The organism is Methylobacter sp., from assembly GCF_023227905.1.
Taxonomy (GTDB): Bacteria; Pseudomonadota; Gammaproteobacteria; order Methylococcales; family Methylomonadaceae; genus Methylobacter_A.
Map to the genome: position 1 here is coordinate 75,261 of NZ_JALOCF010000006.1, position 24,591 is coordinate 99,851.

Annotated in this window: 23 protein-coding genes; 15 read left to right on the top strand and 8 right to left on the bottom strand. The window is 47.3% G+C overall.

Annotated elements, in window-relative coordinates; all coding sequences use genetic code 11:
* Positions 1-31: 31 nt before the first annotated feature.
* Genes trmB through M0R47_RS04090 form a run of 3 tightly spaced genes read right to left on the bottom strand, consistent with a single transcriptional unit; the run spans position 32 to position 2,830 of the window.
* Positions 32-721 (bottom strand): tRNA (guanosine(46)-N7)-methyltransferase TrmB, encoded by a 690-nt coding sequence (trmB, locus tag M0R47_RS04080; protein WP_292550689.1) that lies wholly within the window; start codon positions 719-721, stop codon positions 32-34.
* Between the two features lie 46 nt (positions 722-767).
* On the bottom strand, positions 768-1,745 hold the full coding sequence (gene thiS / locus M0R47_RS04085) for a sulfur carrier protein ThiS (RefSeq protein WP_292550692.1): 978 nt from the start codon (positions 1,743-1,745) through the stop codon (positions 768-770).
* On the bottom strand, positions 1,742-2,830 hold the full coding sequence (locus M0R47_RS04090; protein ID WP_292550695.1) for a 3-deoxy-7-phosphoheptulonate synthase: 1,089 nt from the start codon (positions 2,828-2,830) through the stop codon (positions 1,742-1,744). Before M0R47_RS04090 ends, thiS begins: the two co-directional genes overlap by 4 nt.
* 484 nt (positions 2,831-3,314) lie before the next feature.
* Between M0R47_RS04090 and M0R47_RS04095 the strand changes: the two genes are divergently transcribed.
* The 8 genes from M0R47_RS04095 (at position 3,315) to M0R47_RS04130 (ending at position 14,778) form a co-directional block, all read left to right on the top strand.
* Positions 3,315-5,687, top strand: coding sequence for a TonB-dependent receptor (locus M0R47_RS04095; protein ID WP_292550698.1), 2,373 nt, complete (start codon positions 3,315-3,317; stop codon positions 5,685-5,687).
* 90 nt (positions 5,688-5,777) lie between these two features.
* Positions 5,778-8,195 (top strand): TonB-dependent receptor, encoded by a 2,418-nt coding sequence (locus M0R47_RS04100; RefSeq protein WP_292550702.1) that lies wholly within the window; start codon positions 5,778-5,780, stop codon positions 8,193-8,195.
* A gap of 125 nt (positions 8,196-8,320) precedes the next feature.
* The gene (locus M0R47_RS04105) at positions 8,321-9,568 is read left to right on the top strand and encodes a sialidase family protein (protein ID WP_292550704.1); all 1,248 of its coding nucleotides are present in this window, start codon (positions 8,321-8,323) and stop codon (positions 9,566-9,568) included.
* Between the two features lie 59 nt (positions 9,569-9,627).
* Positions 9,628-10,284 (top strand): VTT domain-containing protein, encoded by a 657-nt coding sequence (locus M0R47_RS04110; RefSeq protein ID WP_292550707.1) that lies wholly within the window; start codon positions 9,628-9,630, stop codon positions 10,282-10,284.
* A 109-nt stretch (positions 10,285-10,393) separates the two neighbouring features.
* A complete protein-coding gene (locus M0R47_RS04115; RefSeq protein WP_292550711.1) occupies positions 10,394-11,194 on the top strand; it encodes an energy transducer TonB in 801 nt (266 codons plus the stop codon).
* A 104-nt stretch (positions 11,195-11,298) separates the two neighbouring features.
* Entirely contained in the window at positions 11,299-11,964 is a 666-nt protein-coding gene (locus M0R47_RS04120) for a MotA/TolQ/ExbB proton channel family protein (RefSeq protein ID WP_292550714.1), read from the top strand.
* Positions 11,965-11,966: 2 nt separating this feature from the next.
* A complete protein-coding gene (locus M0R47_RS04125) occupies positions 11,967-12,377 on the top strand; it encodes a biopolymer transporter ExbD (protein ID WP_292550717.1) in 411 nt (136 codons plus the stop codon).
* 514 nt (positions 12,378-12,891) lie between these two features.
* Positions 12,892-14,778, top strand: a complete 1,887-nt coding sequence (locus M0R47_RS04130) for a potassium transporter Kup (protein ID WP_292550719.1) — start codon at positions 12,892-12,894, stop codon at positions 14,776-14,778.
* A gap of 108 nt (positions 14,779-14,886) precedes the next feature.
* On the opposite strand, the gene M0R47_RS04135 is transcribed toward M0R47_RS04130, so the two are convergent.
* The gene (locus M0R47_RS04135; protein WP_292550722.1) at positions 14,887-15,402 is read right to left on the bottom strand and encodes a hypothetical protein; all 516 of its coding nucleotides are present in this window, start codon (positions 15,400-15,402) and stop codon (positions 14,887-14,889) included.
* A 274-nt stretch (positions 15,403-15,676) separates the two neighbouring features.
* Between M0R47_RS04135 and M0R47_RS04140 the strand changes: the two genes are divergently transcribed.
* Positions 15,677-16,282 (top strand): peroxiredoxin C, encoded by a 606-nt coding sequence (locus tag M0R47_RS04140; RefSeq protein WP_292550724.1) that lies wholly within the window; start codon positions 15,677-15,679, stop codon positions 16,280-16,282.
* Between the two features lie 185 nt (positions 16,283-16,467).
* Here M0R47_RS04140 and M0R47_RS04145 read toward each other — a convergent pair whose 3' ends face one another.
* Both M0R47_RS04145 and hslO read right to left on the bottom strand, forming a co-directional pair.
* Positions 16,468-17,256 (bottom strand): hypothetical protein, encoded by a 789-nt coding sequence (locus tag M0R47_RS04145; RefSeq protein WP_292550726.1) that lies wholly within the window; start codon positions 17,254-17,256, stop codon positions 16,468-16,470.
* An 11-nt stretch (positions 17,257-17,267) separates the two neighbouring features.
* On the bottom strand, positions 17,268-18,137 hold the full coding sequence (hslO, locus tag M0R47_RS04150) for an Hsp33 family molecular chaperone HslO (protein ID WP_292550728.1): 870 nt from the start codon (positions 18,135-18,137) through the stop codon (positions 17,268-17,270).
* A gap of 88 nt (positions 18,138-18,225) precedes the next feature.
* On the opposite strand from hslO, the gene msrA reads away from it, so the two are divergent.
* From msrA to M0R47_RS04170, 4 genes are all read left to right on the top strand, one after another.
* Positions 18,226-18,858 (top strand): peptide-methionine (S)-S-oxide reductase MsrA, encoded by a 633-nt coding sequence (gene msrA, locus M0R47_RS04155; protein ID WP_292550730.1) that lies wholly within the window; start codon positions 18,226-18,228, stop codon positions 18,856-18,858.
* 255 nt (positions 18,859-19,113) lie between these two features.
* Entirely contained in the window at positions 19,114-20,496 is a 1,383-nt protein-coding gene (locus tag M0R47_RS04160; protein ID WP_292550733.1) for an ATP-binding protein, read from the top strand.
* Entirely contained in the window at positions 20,474-21,022 is a 549-nt protein-coding gene (locus tag M0R47_RS04165) for a response regulator transcription factor (RefSeq protein WP_292550735.1), read from the top strand. The genes M0R47_RS04160 and M0R47_RS04165 overlap by 23 nt, the downstream gene beginning before the upstream one ends.
* Before the next feature lie 582 nt (positions 21,023-21,604).
* On the top strand, positions 21,605-21,796 hold the full coding sequence (locus tag M0R47_RS04170; protein WP_292550737.1) for a hypothetical protein: 192 nt from the start codon (positions 21,605-21,607) through the stop codon (positions 21,794-21,796).
* A gap of 245 nt (positions 21,797-22,041) precedes the next feature.
* On the opposite strand, the gene lpxD is transcribed toward M0R47_RS04170, so the two are convergent.
* A complete protein-coding gene (gene lpxD / locus M0R47_RS04175; RefSeq protein ID WP_292550739.1) occupies positions 22,042-23,079 on the bottom strand; it encodes a UDP-3-O-(3-hydroxymyristoyl)glucosamine N-acyltransferase in 1,038 nt (345 codons plus the stop codon).
* Between the two features lie 171 nt (positions 23,080-23,250).
* Entirely contained in the window at positions 23,251-23,733 is a 483-nt protein-coding gene (moaC, locus tag M0R47_RS04180; protein WP_292550741.1) for a cyclic pyranopterin monophosphate synthase MoaC, read from the bottom strand.
* A 142-nt stretch (positions 23,734-23,875) separates the two neighbouring features.
* On the opposite strand from moaC, the gene moaD reads away from it, so the two are divergent.
* Positions 23,876-24,109 carry a molybdopterin converting factor subunit 1 gene (gene moaD, locus M0R47_RS04185; RefSeq protein WP_292550743.1) on the top strand — a complete coding sequence of 78 codons (234 nt, stop codon included), beginning with the start codon at positions 23,876-23,878 and terminating at the stop codon, positions 24,107-24,109.
* 2 nt (positions 24,110-24,111) lie between these two features.
* Positions 24,112-24,558 (top strand): molybdenum cofactor biosynthesis protein MoaE, encoded by a 447-nt coding sequence (locus tag M0R47_RS04190; protein ID WP_292550746.1) that lies wholly within the window; start codon positions 24,112-24,114, stop codon positions 24,556-24,558.
* Positions 24,559-24,591: the final 33 nt, after the last annotated feature.

Below are 24,591 nucleotides of genomic sequence, written 5' to 3' on the forward strand. Positions count from 1 at the left end.
CAAGGCTTAAGCTATTATAGCTTGAGCCATTTCACGCTTTTTTGAAAATCAAATCCCATACGCCATGCCCCAAGCGTATGCCGCGCTGTTCGAATTTTGTTAACGGACGGTATTCGGGGCGTTCGCAATAGTCGCCGGTATCGCTGGTATTGCTGATGCCGGTGCCGGCAGACAATACTTCCAGCATATTTTCCGCATAATTTTGCCAATCCGTCGCCGCATGGAAATAGCCGCCCGACTGCAATTTCTTGGTTAATGATTCAACAAAGCTGGGGCGGACGATGCGGCGTTTATGATGTTTCTTTTTCGGCCAGGGATCGGGAAAGAACAGATGCACTCCGGCCAAGCTGTTATCGGCAATTTTGCGCTCAATAATTTCAATGGCGTCGTGGCAGTAAATCCTCACGTTAGTCAGGCCTTGCTGATCCAACAACAGCATTAAATGCCCGACACCCGGCCTGTGTACTTCAATGCCGATATAGTCATTGTCGGGATTAGCGGCCGCCATTTTCGCCAGGCTATCGCCAGCGCCGAAACCTATTTCCACAATCAACGGCGCGGTGCGGCCGAAAACCTGGCTGAAATCATAGTCGGCATTAGGGTCGAGGCAGTACCTATCCCAATGATTATCCAGAGCCAATTGTTGACCTTGGGTGATGCGGCCTTGCCGACGGATAAAGCTGCGGATTCTGCGTGAGGGAATTTTTTCGGGAGCGGGCATAATAACTAAGACATAAAGGGCGCCTAAGCCGGGCGCCCCAACAAAATTAAAAGAATAAGCCGTCTATCGGCGATGATGCAGAGGCAAAGCGCTTACGCGGCATGCGGCCGGCCAAAAACGCTTCCCTGCCGGCTTCGATGCCTTTACGCATGGCCGAAGCCATCAATACCGGATTTTTGGCGGCGGCAATCGCAGTATTCATCAACACCCCGTCACAACCCAGTTCCATCGCAATTGCAGCGTCAGAGGCTGTGCCGACACCGGCATCGACCAAAATGGGTACCTTGGCATTTTCAACGATAGTTAGAATGTTATAGGGGTTACGCACTCCCAAACCCGAACCAATCGGCGCTGCCAGCGGCATGACCGCCACGCAGCCGATCTCTTCCAGCCGTTTGGCGGCAATCGGGTCATCGTTGGTGTATACCATCACATTAAAGCCGTCTTTAACCAGCAGTTCAGCGGCGATATAAGTTTCCGCTACGTCAGGAAACAGAGTTGTCTGGTCGGCCAACACTTCCAGTTTGACCAGCTTGTGCCCGCCGAGCAATTCTCGGCCCAAGCGGCAGGTTCTTACTGCGTCTTCTGCGGTATAACAACCGGCGGTATTAGGCAAAATGGTGTATTTGTCAGGAGAAATAACATCCAGCAAATTAGGCTCATCGGGATTCTGGCCGATATTGGTGCGGCGTATCGCCACGGTCACAATTTGCGCGCCGCTGGCCTCAATAGCCAGGCGGGTTTCTTCCATATCCTTATATTTGCCGGTGCCAACCAGCAATCTTGAGTGATACTTGACGCCAGCGAGCATGAAAGAATCGTCCTGTCCGCCGCCAATCGCATGGACAATCTCCAGACGATCCCCGGCCTGCAACACCTGAGAATCATATTGTTGAAACGGCAAAATTTCCTTATTCAGTTCAATCGCAATTTTCTTACCGGTTAAACCCAAATCGGCAACCACATCGGCGACCCGGCTGTTTTCGGCGCAGTCACGGGTTTCGCCGTTAACATAAACTATCATTTGCTTAAACTCCGGCTGGTGTCCACGGTTCTGCGTTTTTGCACCGCTTGTGCCAGCTCTCTTAACAATGGAACAGTATCATCCCAGGACAAACAGGCATCGGTAATGCTTTGGCCGTAGGCCAGCGGATGGCCTTCAGCAACCTTTTGGCTGCCTGCCTTAAGATGGCTCTCGATCATCACGCCCATAATGCGATGATCGCCAGTAGCGATTTGTCCGGCAACATCTTCACCGACAATTAATTGCCGCTGGCACTGTTTTAAACTATTGGCATGACTGAAATCGATCATGATATTCGGTTTTAGATTTGCCTTCACCAAGCCTTCTGCAACCTGCTCCACACTGACGGCATCATAGTTAGGGCAATTATTGCCGCCTCTTAAAATGATATGCACATCTTCATTGCCGGTAGTTGAAAAAATCGCCGAATGGCCTGCTTTGTTCAGTGAAATAAAATGGTGCGGACTCATCGCCGCACCAATCGCATCAATGGCGATTTTAATGGTGCCGTCGGTGGAATTTTTAAAGCCGATAGGGCAAGATACGCCCGAAGCCAATTCGCGGTGCCCCTGGCTTTCGGTAGTTCTGGCGCCGATTGCGCCCCAGGCGATCAAGTCGGAAACGTATTGCGGCGTGATCAAATCCAGGTATTCGGTTGCGGCGGGAACGCCCGCTTCATTGACATCCAGCAACAAACGTCTGGCGATGCGCAGGCCCTTGTTGATATTAAAACTGGAATCCAGGTCGGGATCGTTAATCAGGCCTTTCCAGCCCACCGTAGTGCGCGGTTTCTCAAAATAGACCCGCATCACGATTACCAGGTCATCAATTAACTCGTCTTTAATTGCTCTCAAACGCTGGGCATAGTCAAGCGCCGCTACCGGATCATGAATCGAGCAAGGCCCCACCACCACAACCAGCCGGTCATCCAGTCCGGCCAATACCTTATGTATATCCAACCTGGCCAGTGCAGTCGTTTGCGCCGCAGTCTCGCTAATCGGCATTTCGGTATGAACCTGAACCGGTGCAATGACTTCTTTAGTCTCGCAAATTCTCAGGTCATCAGTAATATATTTTGTATGCATGAAAGCTATCAACCCGTTGCAGGATTATTATCAGAATTGCCTATTTTAACCGATTTTAAAGTTCTTTTGTTAGAGTTCTTGGCGCGTTAAACCAGGCTACTTTCAATTTATACCCATTAGATCAGCGGGAAAGCAAACCGGGCGTTTTATTAAGCCGTGTTTGGGAGTGGAGGCTTAGCGGTCGGTCGAGTAAGTCTGTTTCTTAATTAAACTGTGTTATTTAACGCACTTAAAATAGGTCATATGACTCACTTTTGTTAAAACACAGCGATTGATAAAAGCTTAGGGAGCGCACCGGGCAAGCGTATGAGCATAATGGCAAGCGAAGCTGATTGATAGATAAATAGTAAGTAGTTGATTCTTAAAAATTAAAAAGTCAAAGGCCGTAGCCTTGGCTGATAGTGGCATCGTGGGAACTGTGGCTTGGCATGCAATGTGCTCACATGAACAGACCGTCCCTAACTATAAAAATAAAAAATACAAAATGAACAAGTATCTACTATTACTGGGAATAACGTATTTAGGCTGCGGAGTTGCGGCAGAACCAAGCAAGACTAAAACTACAGATAAGCAGGCCCAGACAAAAAGCGACAAATATCAGGGCGCGGACATGGTCACTTTCGGGACTTCAACCGATAGAACATTTCCGGATACCGCCAAGGCAACGCCGACCTATACAATTGATAAAACGGATGTTGAAACTAAGGTTAACGCCACAACGGTTGAGGATACTATCCGATACGCTCCCGGCGTATTGATACGAAAGCGTTTTATGGGCGATCCGAATGGCAACTTGGGTATTCGCTCTTCAAATACCTTTCAAACAGCGCACAGCATGGTTTACGCCGACGGCATGCCGTTGCATAACCCCTTGCGCACCACGTTTAACGGGGCTCCCAGATGGTCGATGGTGTCTCCGAGCGAAGTTGAATCCACGGAAGTGCTTTACGGGCCGTTCTCATCGCAATACAGCGGCAACTCGATGGGCGGCGTAATTAACCTGAATACTAAAATGCCGGAAAAATTTGAAGCCCAAATGGACGCCACCGGCATGTTCCAGGATGTGCATCGGTCAGGACGTAATGAAACTTTAACGGGCTATAAAACCTTTATTTCTGCCGGGGACCGGATCGATAGATTCAGCGTTTGGGCCTCCTATAACCGTTTTGAAAACGAAGGCCAGCCGCAGACCATCAATGCCGCCGCTTTAACCAGGGCCGCAGGCGGAACGCCAATCACCGGCGGTGAAGGCTATCAAACAACGACGGAAGCGCCGTCGATTGCCTACGGTGACATCGGCGTTGCCCAGCAAACGACGGACTTATTCAAAGCCAAATTCGCTTATGACTTTACCGAAGAGCTGCAAGGACGCTTTACCATTGCCTATGAAGACCGGGTAGGAAAAGTTGACGACCCGAACACTTTATTAAGAGATGCGGCAGGCAACAGAGTATGGGGAGGCGCCACCGCAGCAGGGCTGTCAGCCAACCAAAACTACAGAACTGCCGATGGACAACGCTTTGCCGTTCCCGGCTCGGTTTTCTCGGTCAGCGACTCGGAGCGCCAGGCGTTAAACTACGGACTGGGCTTGAAAGGCAAAATCTCGGATAACTGGAGTATCGACACCACCGCCAGCTATTACGACGCCTTCAAGGATAGAACCATCAGTTCAACTCTCAATCCCAATCACCCGCTAAACCGAAACAGAGGCCAGATTTCCGATGAAAAACCCTGGTGGGCCACTTACGACCTGAAGCTGGCGACCGATAACTTCATGGGCAGGAAAGATTTATCCTTTATGGGCGGCTATCAGTTTAACCATGCCAGTCTGAATCTGGATGTTTATGACAGCAATGATTACCGGGCTGGATCTGTTGGGGCTAAAACCAACGACAGCGGCGGCGCCACTCAAACCAACAGCGCTTTTTCGCAGCTGGAATGGCGGTTTCTTCCCGATTGGAGCGTAATGGCCGGTGGACGATTTGATCATTGGCAAGCGCTTGACGGCCATGTTTACAATTTCACAAATGCCAATCCTAGCTTGAGAGTACAGAACTACGCAGACCGCGACGCCTCCCGTTTTTCGCCTAAAGCGTCGCTCGAATATTCGCCTGACAAATGGACTTTCCGCTATTCGTTTTCCAAAGCCTATCGATTCCCGATTGCCGAAGAAATGTTCGCCAGCTTATCCAGGCTTAACAGCACGACTTTTGCTGCTCCCGGTTTAGGACCTGAGGCGGGTTACTTCCATAACTTTATGACCCAGTACGATATTCCCAGAGGTTATGTTCGCGCCAATTTCTTTTTTGACCAAATCAACAATGAAATCAACAGCACCCAGGTCACCGTTAACGGCCAGACGACAACAACTTTTCAGCCAATCGACCAAACCGAGGCTGTCGGCGTTGATTTAACTTATCAACAGTATGAGGTCTTTGACCTGCCTATCGATTTAATGGCGAACACCACCATAATGGATAAGCAGATTACCAAGCACAATCCTATCGGGGTTAACAGCGTCAACTACACCGGCAAAGAATGGGACCGCATACCGCAACTGCAAATCAACGGCTCGGCAACTTATCATATTACGCAGCCATGGGATGCGTCGGTGGGCGTGCGTTACCGCAGCGACTCGTTTCAAACCTTGGCCAATACCGATACGGCGGCCAACGTGATGGGCGGTACCGATGAGTCAACTTTTGTCGATTTGAAAACCACTTACAGGCTGCCGATTAATCCCAAACTGAAAAGCACCATCTCAGCGGGGATTGATAATGTTTTTGATGCCAATGCCTTTGAAAACCATCCTTACCCGCAACGCACCTATTTTATTAGTGCATCGCTGAAATATTAACCGCAACACGAAAGATAGCTGATTGATCAGCACAAGGGTGTGCATCCTTCAGACGCGGCACCTTAAATAATAATAAATTACGAGGATTCTATGACACATTCCAAACCGCCATATCCGCTTGATCCCAAGCGCGCTTTAATCTGCATGCTGATATTAGCCAGCCCTTTCGCTGCGGCTGAAACCAAGCAAAACGTTGATGGAAAAAAAGCCCCGGCCGATAAATCCAAAGCGGTAATGGCGGATATGACGGTAACGGAAAAAATAAAGCCTACTGCCAAGGAAACATACAAGCTTCCGACAACGACAGAGAGCGTTACCAGCGAAAAAATCGACAACACCATCAATGCCATGACTGCCGAGGATACTATTAAATATTTGCCCAGCATTCAGGTGCGCAAACGCTATATCGGCGATACCAATGCGCCGGTGGGTTGGCGTACTTCCGGCACCAGCCAGAGCGCCCGCGGCTTGATTTATGCCGACGGCATCATGCTGTCTTCTTTGCTGGGTAATAACAACGGCAATACCGGCTCACCGCGTTGGAATATGGTGTCGCCTTCGGAAATTGAACGGGTTGACGTGATGTACGGGCCGTTTTCGGCTGCGCATTCAGGCAATTCGATCGGTGGCGTGATCGACATCACTACAAAAATGCCGGAAAAATTCGAGGCCGGTGGCGATATAAGATCGACTTGGCAGGATTACAGTTTCTACGGCAAGAAAAAGACCTTCGACAGCCAGGAGTATTCTTTCAATGTCGGTGATCGTTATAAAGACCTGTCGTTCCGTTTTGATGTCAGCCATCTGGATAGCCACAGCCAGCCTATCGCTTTTGTGAACCCTATTTCAACCGGTAATGCAACGGGTGCGGACACGGTAGTGACCGGGGCTATTGCAAACTCAAACCCGTACGGGGTTAACGCTCAAGTGCTGGGTGAGTCTGCACTCAATCACACGGTGCAGGACAATTTCAAATGGAAGCTGGGCTATGACTTTACCCCGACCATACACGCGGCGTATACACTGGGATTATGGCAGAATGATGCTAATGCAGGATTCAACAGCTTCCTGCGCAATGCCAACACCGGCGCTGTCGTCAACAGCGGTAACGTTAATATTGGCGGAAGGCGCTACGCAGCCAATTTCGCAGAAACCAGAGCCGAACAGATGCACTGGTCGCATGGCATGAATCTAAAATCCACTACCGGCGGCGTATTCGATTGGGATTTGTCGGGCAGCGTGGTCGATTACGGCACCGATCTGAGCCGCACGTCGACACAAACGCCTGCGCAAGCCGCTAACAACGGCGCCGGCAGGGTGACTAGTTTGACTGGAACCGGCTGGCATACCGCCGATGCCAAGGGGATATGGCGTCCCGGCGTTGATCTGCTGGGCAAGCACGAAGTGAGCTTTGGCTTTCACCATGATTTATACAATTTGGATAATCCGGTTTATAACGCGACTAACTGGCAAACCAGCGATAGCGGCAGCATTTTTTCCGATTCACAAGGCAAGACCCAGACTGAGGGTTATTGGGCTCAAGACTCCTGGGACTTTAACAAGGATTGGAATTTGGCTTTAGGCGGGCGTTTGGAAAACTGGCAGGCTTATGAGGGCTATAATGCAGCTACCGTTGGCGGAGCGCTTAGAACGCTTAATCAGGAAGACCGGAGTGAACTGGAATTTTCGCCCAAGGCCAAGTTGACCTGGAGACCTATGGATCGCGTACAAACAGGTTTAGCCATCGGCCAGGCCTATCGCTTTCCTACCGTAACAGAATTGTTTCAAACGACTACGACGACTGTGGGAGGGGTACAAACTATTGTTAATGGGAATCCCAACCTCAAGCCCGAGGAAGCGCTGTCTTCCGAACTTTCCGGGGAATATTTCCTGGATCAAGGCAAATTGCGCCTTAGCTTGTTCCAGGAGCGGATAAAGGACGCCATTTTTTCTCAGCAAACCATTTTATCTACCGGCGCTATTGCCAGCACGCCATCAAATGTTGGCGAAATTCAGACATACGGCGTCGAATTTGCGGGCGAAGCCAATGATGTCGGCATACAAGGGCTTGACCTTTACGGTACTGCCACTTGGGTTGATTCCGAAATTACCGAGAACGGTGCGGCAGATGCGGCCGCGGCAGCAGCAGGTTCGACTACAGCCAACCCCAACGCCAATCAGCCGTCAACCGGCAAACGCCAGCCCAGGGTTCCCGAGTGGCGCGCCAGTGCAACCGTTGCCTATCGTCCGATTGACAAGTTGACCACTTCGGTAAGCGGCCGTTACAGCAGTGCGCAATTTAGTCAACTGAACAACAGCGATATCAATGCAGAGACTTACGGCGGGGGCGGCGACGCATACTTCATCGTCGATTTGAAAGCCAAATATCAATTCACCAAGCAGATCAGCGCTTCAGCGGGTATTGATAACGTCACTGATCAACAGGTCTGGTTGTTTCACCCTTTTCCATCGCGCACCTACTTTGCCGAGTTGAAGTATAATTATTGATGACTTAATAAGAAAAACAAAAGCCGGACTTGTTGCGAGTCCGGCTTTGCTGCATAAAGGCTGGAAAGATATTACCGCCATTTTTCTTTATAATCCGGATCGACTCTTTAAATTTGGTGTAACCCATGAAATCCCTAACCCCATTTCTATTTCTTGCAACGCTGGCCGTCTCGGGCTGTGCAAATGACCCGGCGGTAAAAACCGCAGACGATGCTAAGCACCAACACGTTAATGAGGCAAAAGGCGCTTGCGCCGATGCCGGTGCGCAGGCATCGAACCAATGCGCTGAAACAATAAGCGCCGCTTTTGACGGCAAGGGCGTGTTATGGATTACCTGGGCGAACAATGATCATGTTTATGTGCAATCGTCGGACGATAAGGGGCTAAGCTTTACCGCACCGGTGATGGTCAACTCCGTTGCCGAGAAGATCGAAGCCAAAGGCGAATACCGCCCGAAAATAAAGCCGGATGCCAAGGGCAACATTTATTTAAGCTGGACGCAAAAGCTGGAAGGCCGTCATAGCGGCCATATCCGTTTTAGCCGATCAACTGACGGCGGACAGCATTTTTCCGCGCCGGTTACCGTCAACGATAATCTGGACAATATCGGCCACCGCTTTGACAGCATGGCGATCGGTAAAAACGGCGAAATTTTTATCGCCTGGCTGGATGCCCGCGACTTTGAAGAGGCAAAAAAAGCCGGTAAGAAATTTGAAGGAACTTCGCTGTATTACAGCTGGTCGGACGATGGCGGTCAGCATTTTTATCCAAATAAAAGAATCGCCGCGCACACCTGCCAGTGCTGTCGGCTGGATACCTCGATAGCGCCGGACAACACCCCGGTCATCACCTGGCGGCACGTTTTTGACGGCGGCATTCGCGATCATGGGCTGGTTAAATTCAGCGACTGGAATACTCCGGGCGATACCCATCGCTTAGGCAGGGATAACTGGAAAATCGATGCCTGTCCGCATCACGGCCCCGGCCTGTCGATTTCCGATTCCGGTATTTACCATGCGGTATGGTTTAGCGGTTCTCCCGCCAATCCAGGCCTGTTTTATGCCTATTCGACTGACGCAGGAAGGCATTTTTCCATGCCGGTTAATTTCGCTAAGGAAGGCGCAGGCCATCCGCATCTGCTGGCTTTAGGGGCGAAGGTTAATGTGGTTTGGCAGGAATTCGACGGCACCAATAATGTCATCAAGCTGATGAAATCCGCCGATGACGGCAAGACTTGGTCGAAGCCGGAAGTGATTGCGCAAACAGCCAAATCCGACGATCAGCCATTCCTGGTCAATGACGGGCAAAAGACCTATCTTTCCTGGAAAACGCAACACCAAGATTACGGTTTAATATCAATCGATGAGAAATAATCGCCAAAGCATGATGCGTACTTTATGCTTGTCCATTTTAACGATATAAACGTGCCCTTATGGAAATTATTTACTTTTTATTGCACTTGCTAAAAGACCCGCTGACGACGCTGCAAGATTTTCTGGCGCACTATGAGATGCTCACTTATGCGATCCTGGTCGCGATAATCTTTGTCGAAACCGGCTTAATCATCATGCCGTTGCTGCCTGGCGATTCATTGCTGTTTGCCGTGGGGCTGCTGGCGTCATCGACCGGTAAATTGGATATTCAAATCATCATTCCGTTGCTGATTGGCGCGGCCTTGCTGGGCGATAATCTCAATCATTTCGTCGGCAAGCATTTCAGTAAGCTCGTGAAATCCCGTGAGAAAATTTTGTTTTTTAAACGGGAATACATTACCCAAACCGAGGATTTCTACGAGAAACACGGCGGAAAAGCCGTTATCATGGCGCGCTTCGTGCCGATCATTCGCACCATTGCTCCTTTTGTGGCCGGCGCGGGCAGCATGAAGTACACGAAATACATCATTTTTTGCATCATCGGCGCCACATTATGGGTTAGCAGCATAACTTTGACGGGATATTTTCTCGGCTCGAATGAATGGGTCAAACACAATTTCGAAAAGATTGTATTAGGCATTGTTTTTGTGTCATTCATGCCGATGGTTTGGCATTTTGTGAAAGCTAAATTGTTAAAGCAGCCTCAATCCATATAGAGCTTGAATTTCTGTAATTATTATCGTGACCGTGCTAAGAAAAATACGGCGTTGCCCGGAATCTGAACATAACAGACGCACCATCGATGTTTAAAAGGTAAATATTCTTATGTTTTTATTTAACAGTCATGAAGGCGATTTGGCCGGCCCGAATTTAAAATCTTCGGGGGATGAGGCAAGTACGTTAATGCAGAAAAAGCGATCATTGTTTATAGCCTTAACCGGAGAAGAAAACCCGCGCTTTATGGGGGGGTTACTGTTGACTCTAGTGCTGCTGTTGCACATGGTGGCGATTATCTGGCTGTTAAAAGCAGACGAGCAGCCTAAAACCCCATCGTTGGTGATTATGGAGGTCTCGCTGGTTTCTGCACCGACTCAAAAAGCCGAAATTACGCCGCCGGCGCCACCAAAACCGGCACCGCCAAAACCTGAACCACCGAAAAAACAGCCTGTTAAACAGCCGGTCAAGAAAAAAGCGCCGGTTATTCCCAAGCAGGCGGAGTTACCGAAACCCCAGGCTACTGCTGAAGAAAAGCCTGCGCCCGTTAATCCTGCGCCGGCACCTTCGGTTTCAGCGCCGCAAACTGTAAGTCGACCTGCTACTGCGCCGACGGTAGCGAAGAGCGAGCCGAGGATCAGCACCGGCGTCGTTCCATTGGAGCGAGTCCCGCCGAAGTACCCGGCAAGGGCGGCTAGTCGTCATATCGAGGGCTGGGTTAAAATCGAGTTTACTATTACTACCGGCGGTGAAGTTGAAAATGCGGTAGTTGTTGAAGCGGAGCCCCCCGAAATCTTTGACGATGCTGCATTGAAGGCCATTAATCAATGGACCTTTAAAGAAAAGACAGTTAACGGTGTAGCGGTTGAACAGCGTGCTGTGCAGACGCTGCAATTTAAATTAACACAATAATCGGTTCGCAACTTTATTAGGGTTGCCATTGGCCCTGCCTGGGCCAGTCAGCTTAATGGTTGCGGCCAGGGTTTCATTTTTAATTATTAAATAAGGAGAGGGGAATGCCCCATCATATTTCACCCACCGTTATTATCGACGGTACTTTGTATACTTTAGTGGCCTTTTCTGTGGCGACATGGACGGTGATTCTTTTCAAAATCTGGCAATTCACCAAGAATAGCCACTATAACCGGCGCTTTAGCCAGGCATTTTGGGATGCGGCCACTCTGGATCAGGCAAAAGCCTTACCCGCAGAGGTAGCCAGAGGTCCGCAAGCGCGAATTGCACAACAAGGGTTTGCATGGATGAACGAAAGCCAGCAGTCTACCGGCAAGAGCCTTAAGTATCGCGGCATTCCGGATGAATTGCTGGAACATTCGCTGCTGGTGCAAATGCAGAAAGAGCAGCACTGTATGGAAGGCGGCCTGACCATGCTTGCCAGCATCGGTAGTACTGCGCCGTTTGTCGGCTTGTTCGGTACGGTGCTGGGTATCATGCATGCGATGCACGAGATTACCGCCAGCGGTTCGACCAGCCTGGATGTGGTGGCCGGTCCGATCGGCGACGCTTTGGTCGCGACCGCCATCGGTATCGCGGTCGCGGTACCTGCGGTGCTGGCGTATAACTTTTTCCTGCGTCAGGTCAAACAGCAACGTGCCGGCCTGGAAAACTTTGTCACCAGTTTTCTGCATGTCACCCCAAGCGCGAACGCTAGCGGTAAGGAGTAGACATGGCTTTTAAACCGCAATCGGAAGACGAAGGCGCGCTGAGCGAAATTAACGTCACGCCGCTGGTCGATGTGATGCTGGTGCTGGTGATTATTTTGCTGGTGACTGCACCGCTACTGACGCAATCGGTGCATGTAACCCTGCCGAAAACCGCCGAGACCACGGCGGACACGAAAGAGCAACCGTTGCAATTGGGTGTCGATGCGCAAGGGGTTATCTCCCTGAACAAACTGCCTATAGCCGATTTGGCCGCACTGGAAGCAGCGTTGAAAGCTGAGCTTGTAAAAAATCCTGAAATTGCCTTGCATTTATATGCGGATCAAAATGTCGTTTATTCAAAAGTCGCGGAAGTCATGGCAACCGTACAGCATGCCGGGCTTACTAAAATAGCGTTCGTGACTGAAAAGCAGTAGCGCAGTCTCCCCCACATAAAGCCACGAAGAAACGAGAAAAGCCCTGTATCTTCGTGGCTTGCTAATGTTTTTGTATACACTCTGTATACACTCTGTATACAGTTCTTTCATTGATTAGCTGTGCATAGGCTGGGAAATTTAGCCGCATCGCGCAAGGGCTGTTTGCCCATCGACTAAACATATATTAAAAATACCAATTTTTTTGACTGGAGCCCTAGGCCATCGTCATTCATCCTTTTCATCAGTTGGGCTCATCGTGTTGAGTGCCTTAATTCGGCTTGGCGATGATCAATTGGTGATGATCGTTACCGGTGGTAGCTTGACCGTGCCTAGTTCGTCGACGGGAGGCATGGTTATGTCTATCGACAAAAGCTATACTTTTGCGACGCACTTACATTTTCTGCCGGCAGTATTGGTCAACTTTTTAGGCTCTTTTTGCTTCTGGTATCTGCAATTCGAGGTCTTGCATTGGATATGAGCCTCGTCGATTCTTTAACTTAATTCAATATCTACTATGCCGTCGAATTCACAAAGTCATTCCAAAAAACAGACAACAATTCTCGCGCTAAGTGCAACCGGCGTGGTGTTCGGCGATATCGGCACTAGTCCTTTATACGCGGTTAAGGAAATCTTTGGCAGCCATTTGCCGATCGATAAGCTTCATGTGCTAGGCGTACTGTCGCTGATTTTTTGGGCATTGACTCTGGTGGTAACAACCAAATACACCATCTTTATTATGCGCGCCAATAATAAAGGCGAGGGCGGCATTATGGCGCTGATGGCTTTAGCATTGCAAAGCGCTAAGGACAATCCACAAAAAGCACGCTTTATCATTACCATCGGTTTGCTCGGCGCCGCTTTGTTTTACGGCGACAGCATCATTACCCCGGCAATATCGGTATTAAGCGCGGTCGAAGGCTTGCAAATAATCGCGCCCAAGTTAAGTCATTATATATTGCCGATTGCAATTTCTGTGCTCAGCGCTCTATTTATTGTGCAGGCCAGAGGTACGGGGGCGGTAGGAAAAATGTTCTCGCCTATCATGTGTCTATGGTTCGGTATCTTGGGTATTCTTGGTCTTACTAATATTATCCATGCGCCCGGGGTGCTGGTCGCGATTAACCCTTATTACGCGATTCATTTATTGTATGAGATAGGCTGGCACGGCTTTTTAATTATGGGGGCGCTGGTTCTGGTTATAACCGGTGCCGAGGCGCTTTATGCGGATATGGGGCATTTCGGATTAAAGCCCATCCGTTATGCTTGGTTTAGCTTTGTTTTTCCCGCCTTGCTGCTTAACTATTTCGGGCAGGGAGCGTTACTGCTTGAGCATCCTGAGGCGGTAAAAAATCCATTCTATTTAATGGCGCCGGCTTGGGCGATGTATCCGTTATTGATTTTGGCAACACTGGCGTCAGCTATTGCTTCCCAAGCGGTCATATCCGGCGCATTCTCGGTCACAAGACAGGCAATACAGCTTGGCTACTGTCCACGCATGAATATCTTGCATACCTCGGGCCGGGAAATGGGGCAGGTGTATATTCCTGCAATCAACTGGTTATTGATGGTTTCGGTGTTTGTGGTGGTATTGAGTTTTCATACTTCCTCGGCATTGGCTTCCGCTTATGGCATTGCCGTGACCGGCACCATGATTGTCGATACTCTTCTGGCGTTTATCGTCATTAAAGGGATCTGGCAATGGAAAAAATCGGCCAGTATTATTTTCCTGACAATTTTTCTAACTGTAGATTTTCTGTTTCTTTCTTCTAATAGCTTAAAGATACCGACCGGTGGCTGGCTGCCTTTGGTTATCGGGATTGTGCTGTTCTTGATGATGACAACTTGGATTCAGGGGCGTGCCTTGTTAGCGGAATATATGGATGAGAGGCGCGTGCTGTTTGAGGATCTGGAAGATAAGATAATAAGCCGCCAAGCCGCAATTGTTAAAGGCTCGGCCATTTATCTGGCTAAAAGCCTGCATGGTGTGCCGCAGGTATTTTTGCACAATTTTGAACATAACCATGTATTGCACGAGCAAATCATGGTGTTAACCATTGTCACCAAGGATGAGCCTTACGTGGATGTGGCACACCGGATCAAAATTCGCGCCTTTGGCAATGACAACAATTTCTACCGCGTTAAACTTTATTACGGATTCAAGCAAAACCCTGATGTGAGGCACGCGTTAGAGTTGTGCGCTCAGGAAGGCTTGAACATCGATTTCAATCAGACATCGTTTTTTATCGGTAGTGAAAGGGTCTCTTTCAGGAGAAAAAGTCCCATGCCCAAATGGCGCAGACCCATATTCAGGTTTTTATTTCACAATGCCTCAAGCGCGATTGAATTTTTCAAAATTCCCGTTGAGCGCGTCATTGAGCTGGGTATTCGGATCGAGCTCTAGTGAGCCAGTTAACGGCTTTTTTGCTAATCAAGTCAGTTTCTTACTGCGGACTGATTAGGGTTTGCTTTCACAAAAATCCGCTGCCAAGCTCTAACGCGAAGTCTTCGTTTATACCGCTACTGCATTCAGATGCTCGTCTTCATATAAGCGTGCTTTCTTCCAGCCGGTAAATTTGCTGTCATAAAATTCAAGATCATTATCAATTGAAAATTCGTAACAACTTCTAAACAGCTTGGCGGTACGGAAAGCATGCAATTCGTCATCTGCCGTTACTTTGTCAACATTGCCAACCTGAAAGGTTTTATTTCTTGATTTGCCGTTACTGACCCAAAATACGGTATAGCAAAGATAGCTTTTATCTTTACGATGATCGTATTTGATCGTTCTGGATACGCCCGTGACGCCGGTGGTGGTCTTATTTTTGGGCGGCTTAAGGAAGCGTGTCTTGCTGCCTTTTAAAACGGTCAGCATCTGGTCACGCCAGGTAATTGCAGCTTTTAAAGATTTGCCTTTATTGCCCCACAATTTGTGAGAAAAATAACGGCTGCTTTCTTTGCCGCGCCTTACGATGCGAACCTGAAAACCAAACACATCGGGTTCGGTAATATGTTTATTTTTTGCCATGATAGGATTCCATCAAACAAGTGAACTAAATGGATTTAACAGCCAAGCTAGGGCGACAGGCTTTATGAAAGCCCAAATAGAGTAATCCCCTGACGCTATTGTAAGCTATAGATGACAAATTATGGCTAAAATTAAAATTAAAGCAAGCTAAAAATAACAACAATTTCGCTATTTCCTACTAATCTAGTGTACAATTTCAACAATCCACTGCATCAGTGGCTAACATTAAAATTAGCAGTCTTTTGTTTTTTCATTATTTATTTGGAGATAATCAATGAGCGTATTAGTCGGTAAACAAGCACCTGATTTTACGGTTCCTGCCGTTTTAGGTGATGGTCAAATAGTTGATTCGTTTAGTTTTTCTGAAGCCACTAACGGCAAATATGCGGTAGTGTTTTTCTACCCGTTAGATTTTACGTTTGTTTGCCCAAGCGAGTTGATCGCTTTGGATCACCGTATGGATGCATTCAAAAGCCGTAATGTTGAAGTCATTACCGTATCTATAGACTCTCATTTCACTCATAACGCCTGGCGCAATACACCCGTCAATAAAGGCGGTATCGGCCCAGTTCGTTATACTATGGCTGCTGACATTTCGCACTCAATCTGTAAAGATTATGATGTAGAAGCAGCTGCGCCAGCTGTGGCTTACCGTGGCACTTTCCTGATCGACCGCAACGGTATGGTTCGTCATCAGGTTGTTAACGATCTGCCTTTAGGCCGCGATATGGATGAGTTGTTGCGTATGATTGATGCTTTGCAATTCCACGAAGAGCATGGCGAAGTGTGCCCAGCCGGATGGCGTCAAGGCGACTCAGGCATGAATGCAAACCCTGCCGGTGTTGCAGAATATCTGGATAAAAATGCCGATAAGCTGTAAGCCATAGTTTGCAGGGACGGTTTAACCGTCCTGCCCGACATAAAAAAGGCTTGGACATCTAATGTCCAAGCCTTTTTTATTGCGTCGGGAAAGAATAAAAGAATGAGGTGGCGGTAAATGACGATGCGGCTAGAGGATAAGTGTCAGTTAAAGCTTATGCCGTGGTAATAAAAAAAGAGGCGTTATTATTCCGGCTTGTTTTGTACGAAATCATCTTGCGGAATGTTCAGAAACTTTCGATAATTAATTGAAACCTTAAGTCCTGCGAAGCGCCCGGCCATTCTCACCAACTCTTGAGTTTTTTTATCAAAGCTGATTTTAACTTCGCTTAAGGCGCGATCCTCATAACCTTCTTCTATACGATGGGTTTCAAGCAGAAAACGGTAGATATACACCTCGAATTCCCCCTCATCCTTGATTTCAAAAGGCTCACCCAACTGCGCCAGAACAGCCGGTTTTCTAGGTAGATCCTCAGATATTTTATCCAGCAATGCGGAGTTGGCTTTAAGCTGTCTTTTGTCTTTGTCGATCTCGGCACCACCTATGGACCGTAAAGAAACCTCTAGAAATTTGGGCGGCGCAATCGCCAGAAAAAGCGGAGAAAATGACCAGGCAACCAGGCGATTTTCTTTGTTAAAACTTAAGTCGGAATAGAATTTTACTTCCGGTTTGATCAGTAAATTATTGCCGTCAACCTTACGAAACCAGTATCGCCAGCGCCTGCCTTCCGGTGTAGGATCGTCTTGGCTGGCATAAAGTTTGGATAAAGAAACAAAGTCTTTGCTGTAAAGAATGGGGTCTTTGAAGTATAAGGTAAATTCATCGCTGGACTCTACAGAAAAGTGGCGATCGAATTCATTCATTTGCAGGTAAACTTGATATGCCCGGATCCAGTATATGCAACCGGATAACGAGCCGGCCAGAACCAGCAAGAAAATAACGCGAAGACTTCGTTTAATTATTCCGGCTTTCATACAGTTATTGATTAATGCCTTGTTGTGGATTCTGGAGCGGTACTTTCCCGAGACAGGATATTCTCCACATCAACTTTATCAAAGTGGTATTGCTCGCTGCAGAATTCGCAGACTACTTCAATAACTCCCCGTTCCGCCAGAATTTCTTCCAAGTCAGTTCGCCCCATGGCAAATAACGTTTTTTCAATTTTTGACCGTGAACAGGCGCAGCTAAATTCAACCGGCTCGGGGTCAAACAGTCTGACTTTTTCCTGATTGAACAATCTATATAGCAGTTGTTCACAATCCAGATCGAATAGTTCCTGCTCGGTCACCGTATTGGCCAGTATTTCGATATGCTCCCAATCAGCTTTATAGTTTTCCTGTGCCGGCAGTTCCTGCAAAAACAGCCCCACGGCATGGGTTGCATTAGCAAATAGCCATAAGCGGGTCTTAAGTTGCTCGGATTGTTCGAAATAAGCTTGCAGAACGGCGGCCAGGTTACTGCCTTGAAGTGGAACAATACCCTGATAAGGAGCGCCATTTTCCATTTCGATGGTTAGTACCAATCGCCCTTGACCGAACATAGTTTCCATCGGGCCGGCAGTTATATTTTCTTTGCCTCTGACCAAGCCTCGTATTTTTCGCTGATCCGTTGCCTGAGCAACCAATGTCTTAATGTCGCCATCGCCTTGGGCCTGAAGAATCATCGAGCCTTTAAACTTGACGGTCGCGGACAGCATGACTACGGCAGCCAGCGCTTGTCCCAGTTGCTGTTGCATGTTTTCAGAGCCGCGCTGATGAAGTTTTGCCGCTTGCCAGCTGTTGGTTAATTTGACCCATTCTCCGCGAACGCCCAGCTCTTCAAATAAAAAACGGCGTAATATATCTTGCTCTATCATGTCTCTCCAGTTAAAAAAGTCGTGCATTTTTGGACATCAGGATCATAATAATCCTTGATCTAACAGTGTCATAAAAATACCACAGGCTATGATTTTTTCATCAAAAAAACTTACCTTACCTGACCCTAAAGAAGTTTTACCAGGCCGAAATACGCCAATGCCTGTTGCCAACAGGCATTTCGTAACAGGTAATCCGATAGTTCCACCGTTTCCGGAAAATATTGAACAGGCTTTGTTCGGAATGGGCTGCTTTTGGGGTGCAGAGCGGAAATTTTGGCAATGCCGGGGCGTATTTAGCACCGCTGTCGGTTATACGGGCGGCTATACGCCTAACCCGACATACGAAGAATTATGCACAGGCTTAACAGGGCATGCCGAGGCCGTTAAAGTTATTTATGATCCGGCTATCATTTCGTACCGTGACTTATTACGGATTTTCTGGGAATCCCATGATCCCACGCAGGGCATGAGGCAAGGCAATGACATCGGTACGCAATACAGGTCCGGAATTTATACTTATACCCAGCAACAGCTGGATGAGGCGCTTGAATCAAAACAACATTACCAGCAGCAACTCACTCAAGCAGGTTTCGAACAAATAACTACCGAGATCATGCCGGCAAAAGAATTTTATTATGCCGAGGATATTCACCAGCAATATCTGGCTAAGAATCCTATGGGTTATTGCGGTTTAGGAGGGTTAGGCGTTGTTTCTGATTAGTCTTTGATTATAAAAGACAAAAAAAAGGCGATTTAAAAAACCGCCTTGGAATTATTTAGGAAGAATATGACGCAACTTTTCAGCTATGATGCTCTACAAGAGCTTTAAAAGTTAGGCTTATAATATCAATAAATAATACAACACAAAATGTGACATATTGTCGCAGTTTCATTTTTAATTAATATCCCCATAATATATTTAAATAGCCTAATTTCTTATTTAAGTTATTTCTAATTCTCACACTATCTTTATAAAATGCTCTCATACGCCGCGCCCAAGTCAGAATTCTCTGCCAGACAAAACCTTAAGTGGCTGTTTATACTAAGAAACTTGATGATGCTCAGCGAAGTTATACTCATTGTTTTATCAGTATACGGTCTTAATATTCGTCTACCGGAGCAGCAGCTCTGGTTGGTAGTATTGTCTATAGGTGTGGTTAATATTTATACCTCCATGCGCTTAAAGACAGCGGATCCTGTTACTGAATTGGAAATTTTTTCTCAGCTAGTCATTGATGTTTTTGGTATTGCAGCATTGCTGTACCTGACCGGAGGCGCATCAAACCCTATTACTTGGGTATTTTTATTACCGCTTATTATCACAGCCATCATGCTTCACCAATCCTATGCCTGGTATATGGTGATTTTGACTACGTCTATGTATACGGCATTAATGGCCTACAACATTCCCCTGCCGTCGATAGAGCCCCACATGCCCCGCTCGGAAATGCAATATTCCGACGTAAAAAATTATGAACTGCTACAGCAGGTTCATGCCATGAGCGACAGCCATTATTTTAATCTGCATATTTTTGGCATGTGGTTCGGTTTTGTATTCAGCGCCGGCTTAGTCGCATTCTTTGTGGTTGAGCTGGCTAAAACGCTAAAGACCCAGGAACGAAATCTGGCTGAAGCACGGGAGAACGCGTTAAGGGATGAGCGAGTTGTTGCATTGGGAACTTTAGCTGCCAGTGCCGCTCACGATATGGGAACGCCATTGGGCACCATTGCTATTGTCGCTCATGAACTTGAACAGGAGTATCCTGTTCATCGATTCGCTGATCTGCATGAGAAAGTACTAATTATGCAGCAACAGATCGACCGCTGCAAAGTAGCGCTATCGGTGATGTCAGCCTCTGCAGGCGAGATGCGTGCCGAATCCGGTAGCGCCATGCTGTTGACTGATTATATTGACGAGGTAATCAATCAATGGCGGACTCACAAACCATCGGCAAAGCTATGCTTCTTTATCGATCCTGAGGTCGCAACGCATGCAAAAATTATCGCCGAACTCACGCTGACCCACTCGATTATAAACATACTGAATAATGCCGCTGAAGCGTCTCCGCCGGAAAAGGGTATCGAATTCCATGCGACTTGGGATTTAAATTACGCCGTTATTAAAATTAGGGATTTTGGCCCCGGCTTGCCGCCGGAACTCATCGATTTTGCCGGCAAGCAACCCGTAATCAGCAAAAAACGTGGCTTGGGTGTGGGATTATTTTTAGCCTATTCCACGATTAACCGTTTGGGCGGTAAGACTAGCTTTTACAATAGCGAATCGGGCGGCGCCTGCGTGGAAATTACTCTTCCTCTTTTAAATACAGAGAACGAAAATGACAACCCAGGAAACGGATAAACCACGGCTGTTGCTGGTGGATGATGATGAGACTTTTTGTAAGGTGTTAAAGAGCGCCTTGGAAAAAAGAAATTATGAAGTATTGGTCGCTAACGATGTCAAAACCGGGATAGCATTTGCCGAACGCTATTTACCTGAATATGCGGTGATTGATCTGCGTATTGGGCCTGAATCGGGCCTGGAGCTGGTGAAAAAATTGATTTCGTTGGATGATAATACCACTTGTGTCATGTTAACCGGTTTTGCCAGTATTGCTACGGCGGTCGAGGCAATAAAACTGGGTGCTACGCATTATTTAACCAAACCGGCCAATGCGGATGAAATTGTCAATGCTTTGCATAAAAATGAAGGCGACTCATCGGTTTCCATCAGCGAAAACCCTCTGTCTGTAAAGCGCCTGGAATGGGAGCATCTGCAAAAAGTACTGATGCAGCACGACGGCAATATTTCGGCTGCCGCCAGGGCATTAAACATGCACAGGCGCACGTTGCAAAGGAAGCTGGATAAGAAGCCGGTGAGAGAATAGTGAGTTTAAAGAAGTTTTACTTTTCTCTTCTTGGATTCAACTCATAAGTGCATGATGCACCGATGGTAGGTCGATAACGCGCCTTACTGGTCGACTTTGCGTCGGAAAGATACAGTTCCAGTTTTTTGGTGAAAACATCGGTCGCTTTGTGCCCTTGATTCAGTCTTTGCTTATGGCATTTCGCTACCTTGGTCCCGAAATTTTAAGCGCAATTTCCTCTAATTGCGCTAACTCGATGTCAATCTATCATGCGGTAATCAACAGCACTTAATTGTCCTTGATGTCTTTCTCTTAGCAACTGCGTTGTTGTGAGCGTTATAGAAATTTGTTTTTAATTACAATGGCTTGTTATGTTGGCTTTTGCGGTTTTACTATTGTTAGTCGCCTACGTTACATTACTAACCCTAACGCGATTGGTATTTTTTTATTTATAGCTTTGACACAACGTCGTATCTCATGATAAAAAGTAACCTGTCGTTTAATAGTTAATTCGACAAGTAACTCAATAAAGCAATTTACTGGGTTGCCCCTTTGAGGAAAGGGAACTAAATAAAATAATATAAACTATACGAGGATTTTAAAATGGCTGAAGAACAAGAAAAAGACAACACATGGTTGTACGCTGGCGTTGCTATTGCTGCTGTTATTGTTTTAGTAGTACTGTTAAAACAAGACGAAACAAAGCATTTACAAAGTGGTAGCGTAGCGCAGTTGCAAGCAGAAACTTTCTCTAATATCGAGAAAAGAAAAACAGGCAACAAAACTGCTGAGTAATTAATGCTGGAAATGCAGTAAATAAAAAGCACCTCTCGTATTGGCGGGAGGTGCTTTTTTTATTCCATATTTTTTTGTTTCAATATCTTCTTACTTTAACATCTGATTCGAGCAGATGTGTTCGAACAGTTGCCACGGCACTAAGTTCTCTTGCCATTAAGTAAGCGTACATGCGGCTTGTACCGGGTACGTCTTTTATCTACATAGCGCATGTAGCGGGCAAAATGCTTGTCCGGTCCATTGGCTTAGTCTTTTTCCAGTATTTGGAGCTTTTCTTCCAACATTTTTACTCTTTTTAACAGCTCAGGCAATTTGCTGATTGCTATCTGCTCTTTATAAGCTGTCTTTTTATCTTTTGCCGGGCTGCCGAAGACCTGTGTGCCTGCCTTGACATCGCCAGCTACGCCGGAACGCGCCATAACAACTGCGCCGCGACCAATCGTAACGTGATCGGCAATACCTGAACTTCCCGCCAAAATCGCATAATCTTCAATGTTGCAGGAGCCGGACACGCCCGTTAAGCCGCACATGATTACGTTTTTCCCGACCTTGTTATTGTGCCCAATCTGCACCAGATTATCGATTTTACTGCCCGCGCCTATCAAGGTACTTCCCAATGCGCCTCTGTCTATGCAGGTGTTGGCGCCAATCTCGACATTGTCTTCAATGACCACATTACCAACCTGGGGAACTTTGACGTGCTGATTATTTCTGAATTTATAACCAAAACCATCGGCCCCAATGATCGCCCCTGAGTGAATAATGACGTTATTCCCTATGATCACATCATCATAAATGACAGCATAAGGATAAATGCGGCAGTTTTTGCCTATTTTGACATTTTTACCAAGATAAGCGCCCGCGTGTATTTGGCTGCCATCGCCTATGCTTGAGTGTTCTCCAATGACGGCGTAGGGTCCGATATACAGTTCGTTGCCCAATGCTACATTAGCTTCAAGTACTGCCTGCGGCGCAATTTGCTGCGTATAAGTTCTGGCAGGGTGCAACAATTCAACCGCTTTAATAAAGCTTAGCTCGGGATCGGGGCATATCAACAGCGCCATGTTTTCAGGTACATTATCAACACTAAAGCCTTCTGCAATAAAGCAGGCCGAAGCCGTTGAATCTTTGATGTGCCGAGTATAGCGGCTGTTGGTCAGCTGCGTCACTTGGCCTTGGTGCGCAGAGGTAATATCTGCTGCTGAATGGATGATTGCTGATAAATCGCCTCCTTCAATTCGCGCACTGCAAAAATCGGCAAGTTCTTTTAATGTAATCGGCATAGTTGTCTCTGCTGTTATTCTGAATGGCGCCAAGCAGTCGGCACATTGTTGAAAATTTAAGTTTAGTGTAATAAATCCAATAAACAACCGTATTGGCTGGTTGTTTGCCAGTATGGCAGGGCCAGCTGCTTGAATATTATTGTATTCCTATTCCCTGATGTCGCGGTTGAGTTACCCGGTAGCTTTCTGCCAGTGTCCTGACTTGCCGCCATCTTTTTCCAGTAGCCGGACTGACTGGATAACCATTCCTCTGTCTACGGCTTTGCACATATCGTAAATAGTGAGCAAAGCAATTTGCGTGGCATTTAGCGCTTCCATTTCTACGCCGGTCTGTCCGTTGGTTTTTGCGGTAGTTTGGCAACGTATTCGGCTGCTGTCGATTTCCGGGCTTAGTTTGATCTCTACATGAGTTAGGGGCAGCGGATGACAGAGCGGGATCAGGTCCGCAGTTTTCTTGCTAGCCATGATGCCTGCTATTCTTGCGACAGCCAATACATCGCCTTTTTGATGTCCGCCATCCATGATCAGCTTGAGCGTTTCCGGCTGCATTTCAATATAGCCTTCGGTGACGGCAGTACGCTGGGTGATCGCCTTATCACCGACATCAACCATGTGAGCTTCGCCGGATTGATTAAAGTGGGTTAATGCAGTCATTTTTCTGTAAAATTAGCAATGAAAAGATAGGCACGTTTTTATTATAACAACTGCCGGTTAAGAAAACTAAAAAGGCGGTCGACAGATCGCCCATAAAATGCACTTTGTGCCAATGCTATTTTTTGTGACTGAGTGACTGATCATGTCAATTAAGGTTCGTTATTTTGCCAGCTTGAAAGAAAGTATCGGCCGTTCGGAAGACAATCTGGAGTCTTCAGGACTGGCTACAGTCGGGGATGTATGGCATAGCGCTAATCCGAACAAAGCTCTGCCGGACAATATATTGATAGCGGTGAATATGGAGTATGTCGGTTTAAGCAATCCGGTTAAGGATGGCGATGAAGTGGCTTTTTTTCCGCCGGTGACCGGGGGCTGAGTATGGGCATAAAAATTTGCCCGGAACCTTTCGATCCCTGGCAAGAAATTCAGGAACACCAGCATTCGGCAAAAGAGATGGCCGGCAAGTTTGGCGCGACCAGCATCTTTATAGGCACGATGCGCGATTTCAATGAAGGCGATGACGTTAAGGGCATGGCCCTGGAACATTATCCCGGCATGACTGAAAAGCAGCTGGAAAAAATCGTTGCCGAAGCCGTGCGGCAATGGCCGGTTATTGACGTGTTGGTGGTGCATCGGGTCGGCGATATTCTGCCTAATGAGCCGATCGTGTTGGTAGCGGTTTGGACATCGCATCGAGGCGATGCGTTTGATGCGAGCCGGTACATCATGGAGGCGTTAAAGTCGAGAGCGCCTTTCTGGAAAAAGGAGCTGTTAAAATCCGAAGCCGAACGTTGGCTGGTAAAAAATACGGACGGTTATCTTTAGCAATTTGTCCACGAAAAGCACGAAAGCCACGAA

Coding starts and splice junctions, on each gene's coding strand:
- M0R47_RS04105 (WP_292550704.1), top strand. CDS start 8,321: ATGAAATCCCTAACCCCATTTCTATTTCTTGCAACGCTGGCCGTCTCG.
- M0R47_RS04090 (WP_292550695.1), bottom strand. CDS start 2,830: ATGCATACAAAATATATTACTGATGACCTGAGAATTTGCGAGACTAAA.
- M0R47_RS04190 (WP_292550746.1), top strand. CDS start 24,112: ATGGGCATAAAAATTTGCCCGGAACCTTTCGATCCCTGGCAAGAAATT.
- lpxD (WP_292550739.1), bottom strand. CDS start 23,079: ATGCCGATTACATTAAAAGAACTTGCCGATTTTTGCAGTGCGCGAATT.
- moaD (WP_292550743.1), top strand. CDS start 23,876: ATGTCAATTAAGGTTCGTTATTTTGCCAGCTTGAAAGAAAGTATCGGC.
- M0R47_RS04100 (WP_292550702.1), top strand. CDS start 5,778: ATGACACATTCCAAACCGCCATATCCGCTTGATCCCAAGCGCGCTTTA.
- hslO (WP_292550728.1), bottom strand. CDS start 18,137: ATGATAGAGCAAGATATATTACGCCGTTTTTTATTTGAAGAGCTGGGC.
- M0R47_RS04165 (WP_292550735.1), top strand. CDS start 20,474: ATGACAACCCAGGAAACGGATAAACCACGGCTGTTGCTGGTGGATGAT.
- M0R47_RS04130 (WP_292550719.1), top strand. CDS start 12,892: ATGCCGTCGAATTCACAAAGTCATTCCAAAAAACAGACAACAATTCTC.
- M0R47_RS04145 (WP_292550726.1), bottom strand. CDS start 17,256: ATGAAAGCCGGAATAATTAAACGAAGTCTTCGCGTTATTTTCTTGCTG.
- M0R47_RS04170 (WP_292550737.1), top strand. CDS start 21,605: ATGGCTGAAGAACAAGAAAAAGACAACACATGGTTGTACGCTGGCGTT.
- moaC (WP_292550741.1), bottom strand. CDS start 23,733: ATGACTGCATTAACCCACTTTAATCAATCCGGCGAAGCTCACATGGTT.
- trmB (WP_292550689.1), bottom strand. CDS start 721: ATGCCCGCTCCCGAAAAAATTCCCTCACGCAGAATCCGCAGCTTTATC.
- M0R47_RS04120 (WP_292550714.1), top strand. CDS start 11,299: ATGCCCCATCATATTTCACCCACCGTTATTATCGACGGTACTTTGTAT.
- M0R47_RS04095 (WP_292550698.1), top strand. CDS start 3,315: ATGAACAAGTATCTACTATTACTGGGAATAACGTATTTAGGCTGCGGA.
- M0R47_RS04125 (WP_292550717.1), top strand. CDS start 11,967: ATGGCTTTTAAACCGCAATCGGAAGACGAAGGCGCGCTGAGCGAAATT.
- thiS (WP_292550692.1), bottom strand. CDS start 1,745: ATGATAGTTTATGTTAACGGCGAAACCCGTGACTGCGCCGAAAACAGC.
- M0R47_RS04110 (WP_292550707.1), top strand. CDS start 9,628: ATGGAAATTATTTACTTTTTATTGCACTTGCTAAAAGACCCGCTGACG.
- M0R47_RS04115 (WP_292550711.1), top strand. CDS start 10,394: ATGTTTTTATTTAACAGTCATGAAGGCGATTTGGCCGGCCCGAATTTA.
- M0R47_RS04160 (WP_292550733.1), top strand. CDS start 19,114: ATGCTCTCATACGCCGCGCCCAAGTCAGAATTCTCTGCCAGACAAAAC.
- msrA (WP_292550730.1), top strand. CDS start 18,226: ATGATTTTTTCATCAAAAAAACTTACCTTACCTGACCCTAAAGAAGTT.
- M0R47_RS04135 (WP_292550722.1), bottom strand. CDS start 15,402: ATGGCAAAAAATAAACATATTACCGAACCCGATGTGTTTGGTTTTCAG.
- M0R47_RS04140 (WP_292550724.1), top strand. CDS start 15,677: ATGAGCGTATTAGTCGGTAAACAAGCACCTGATTTTACGGTTCCTGCC.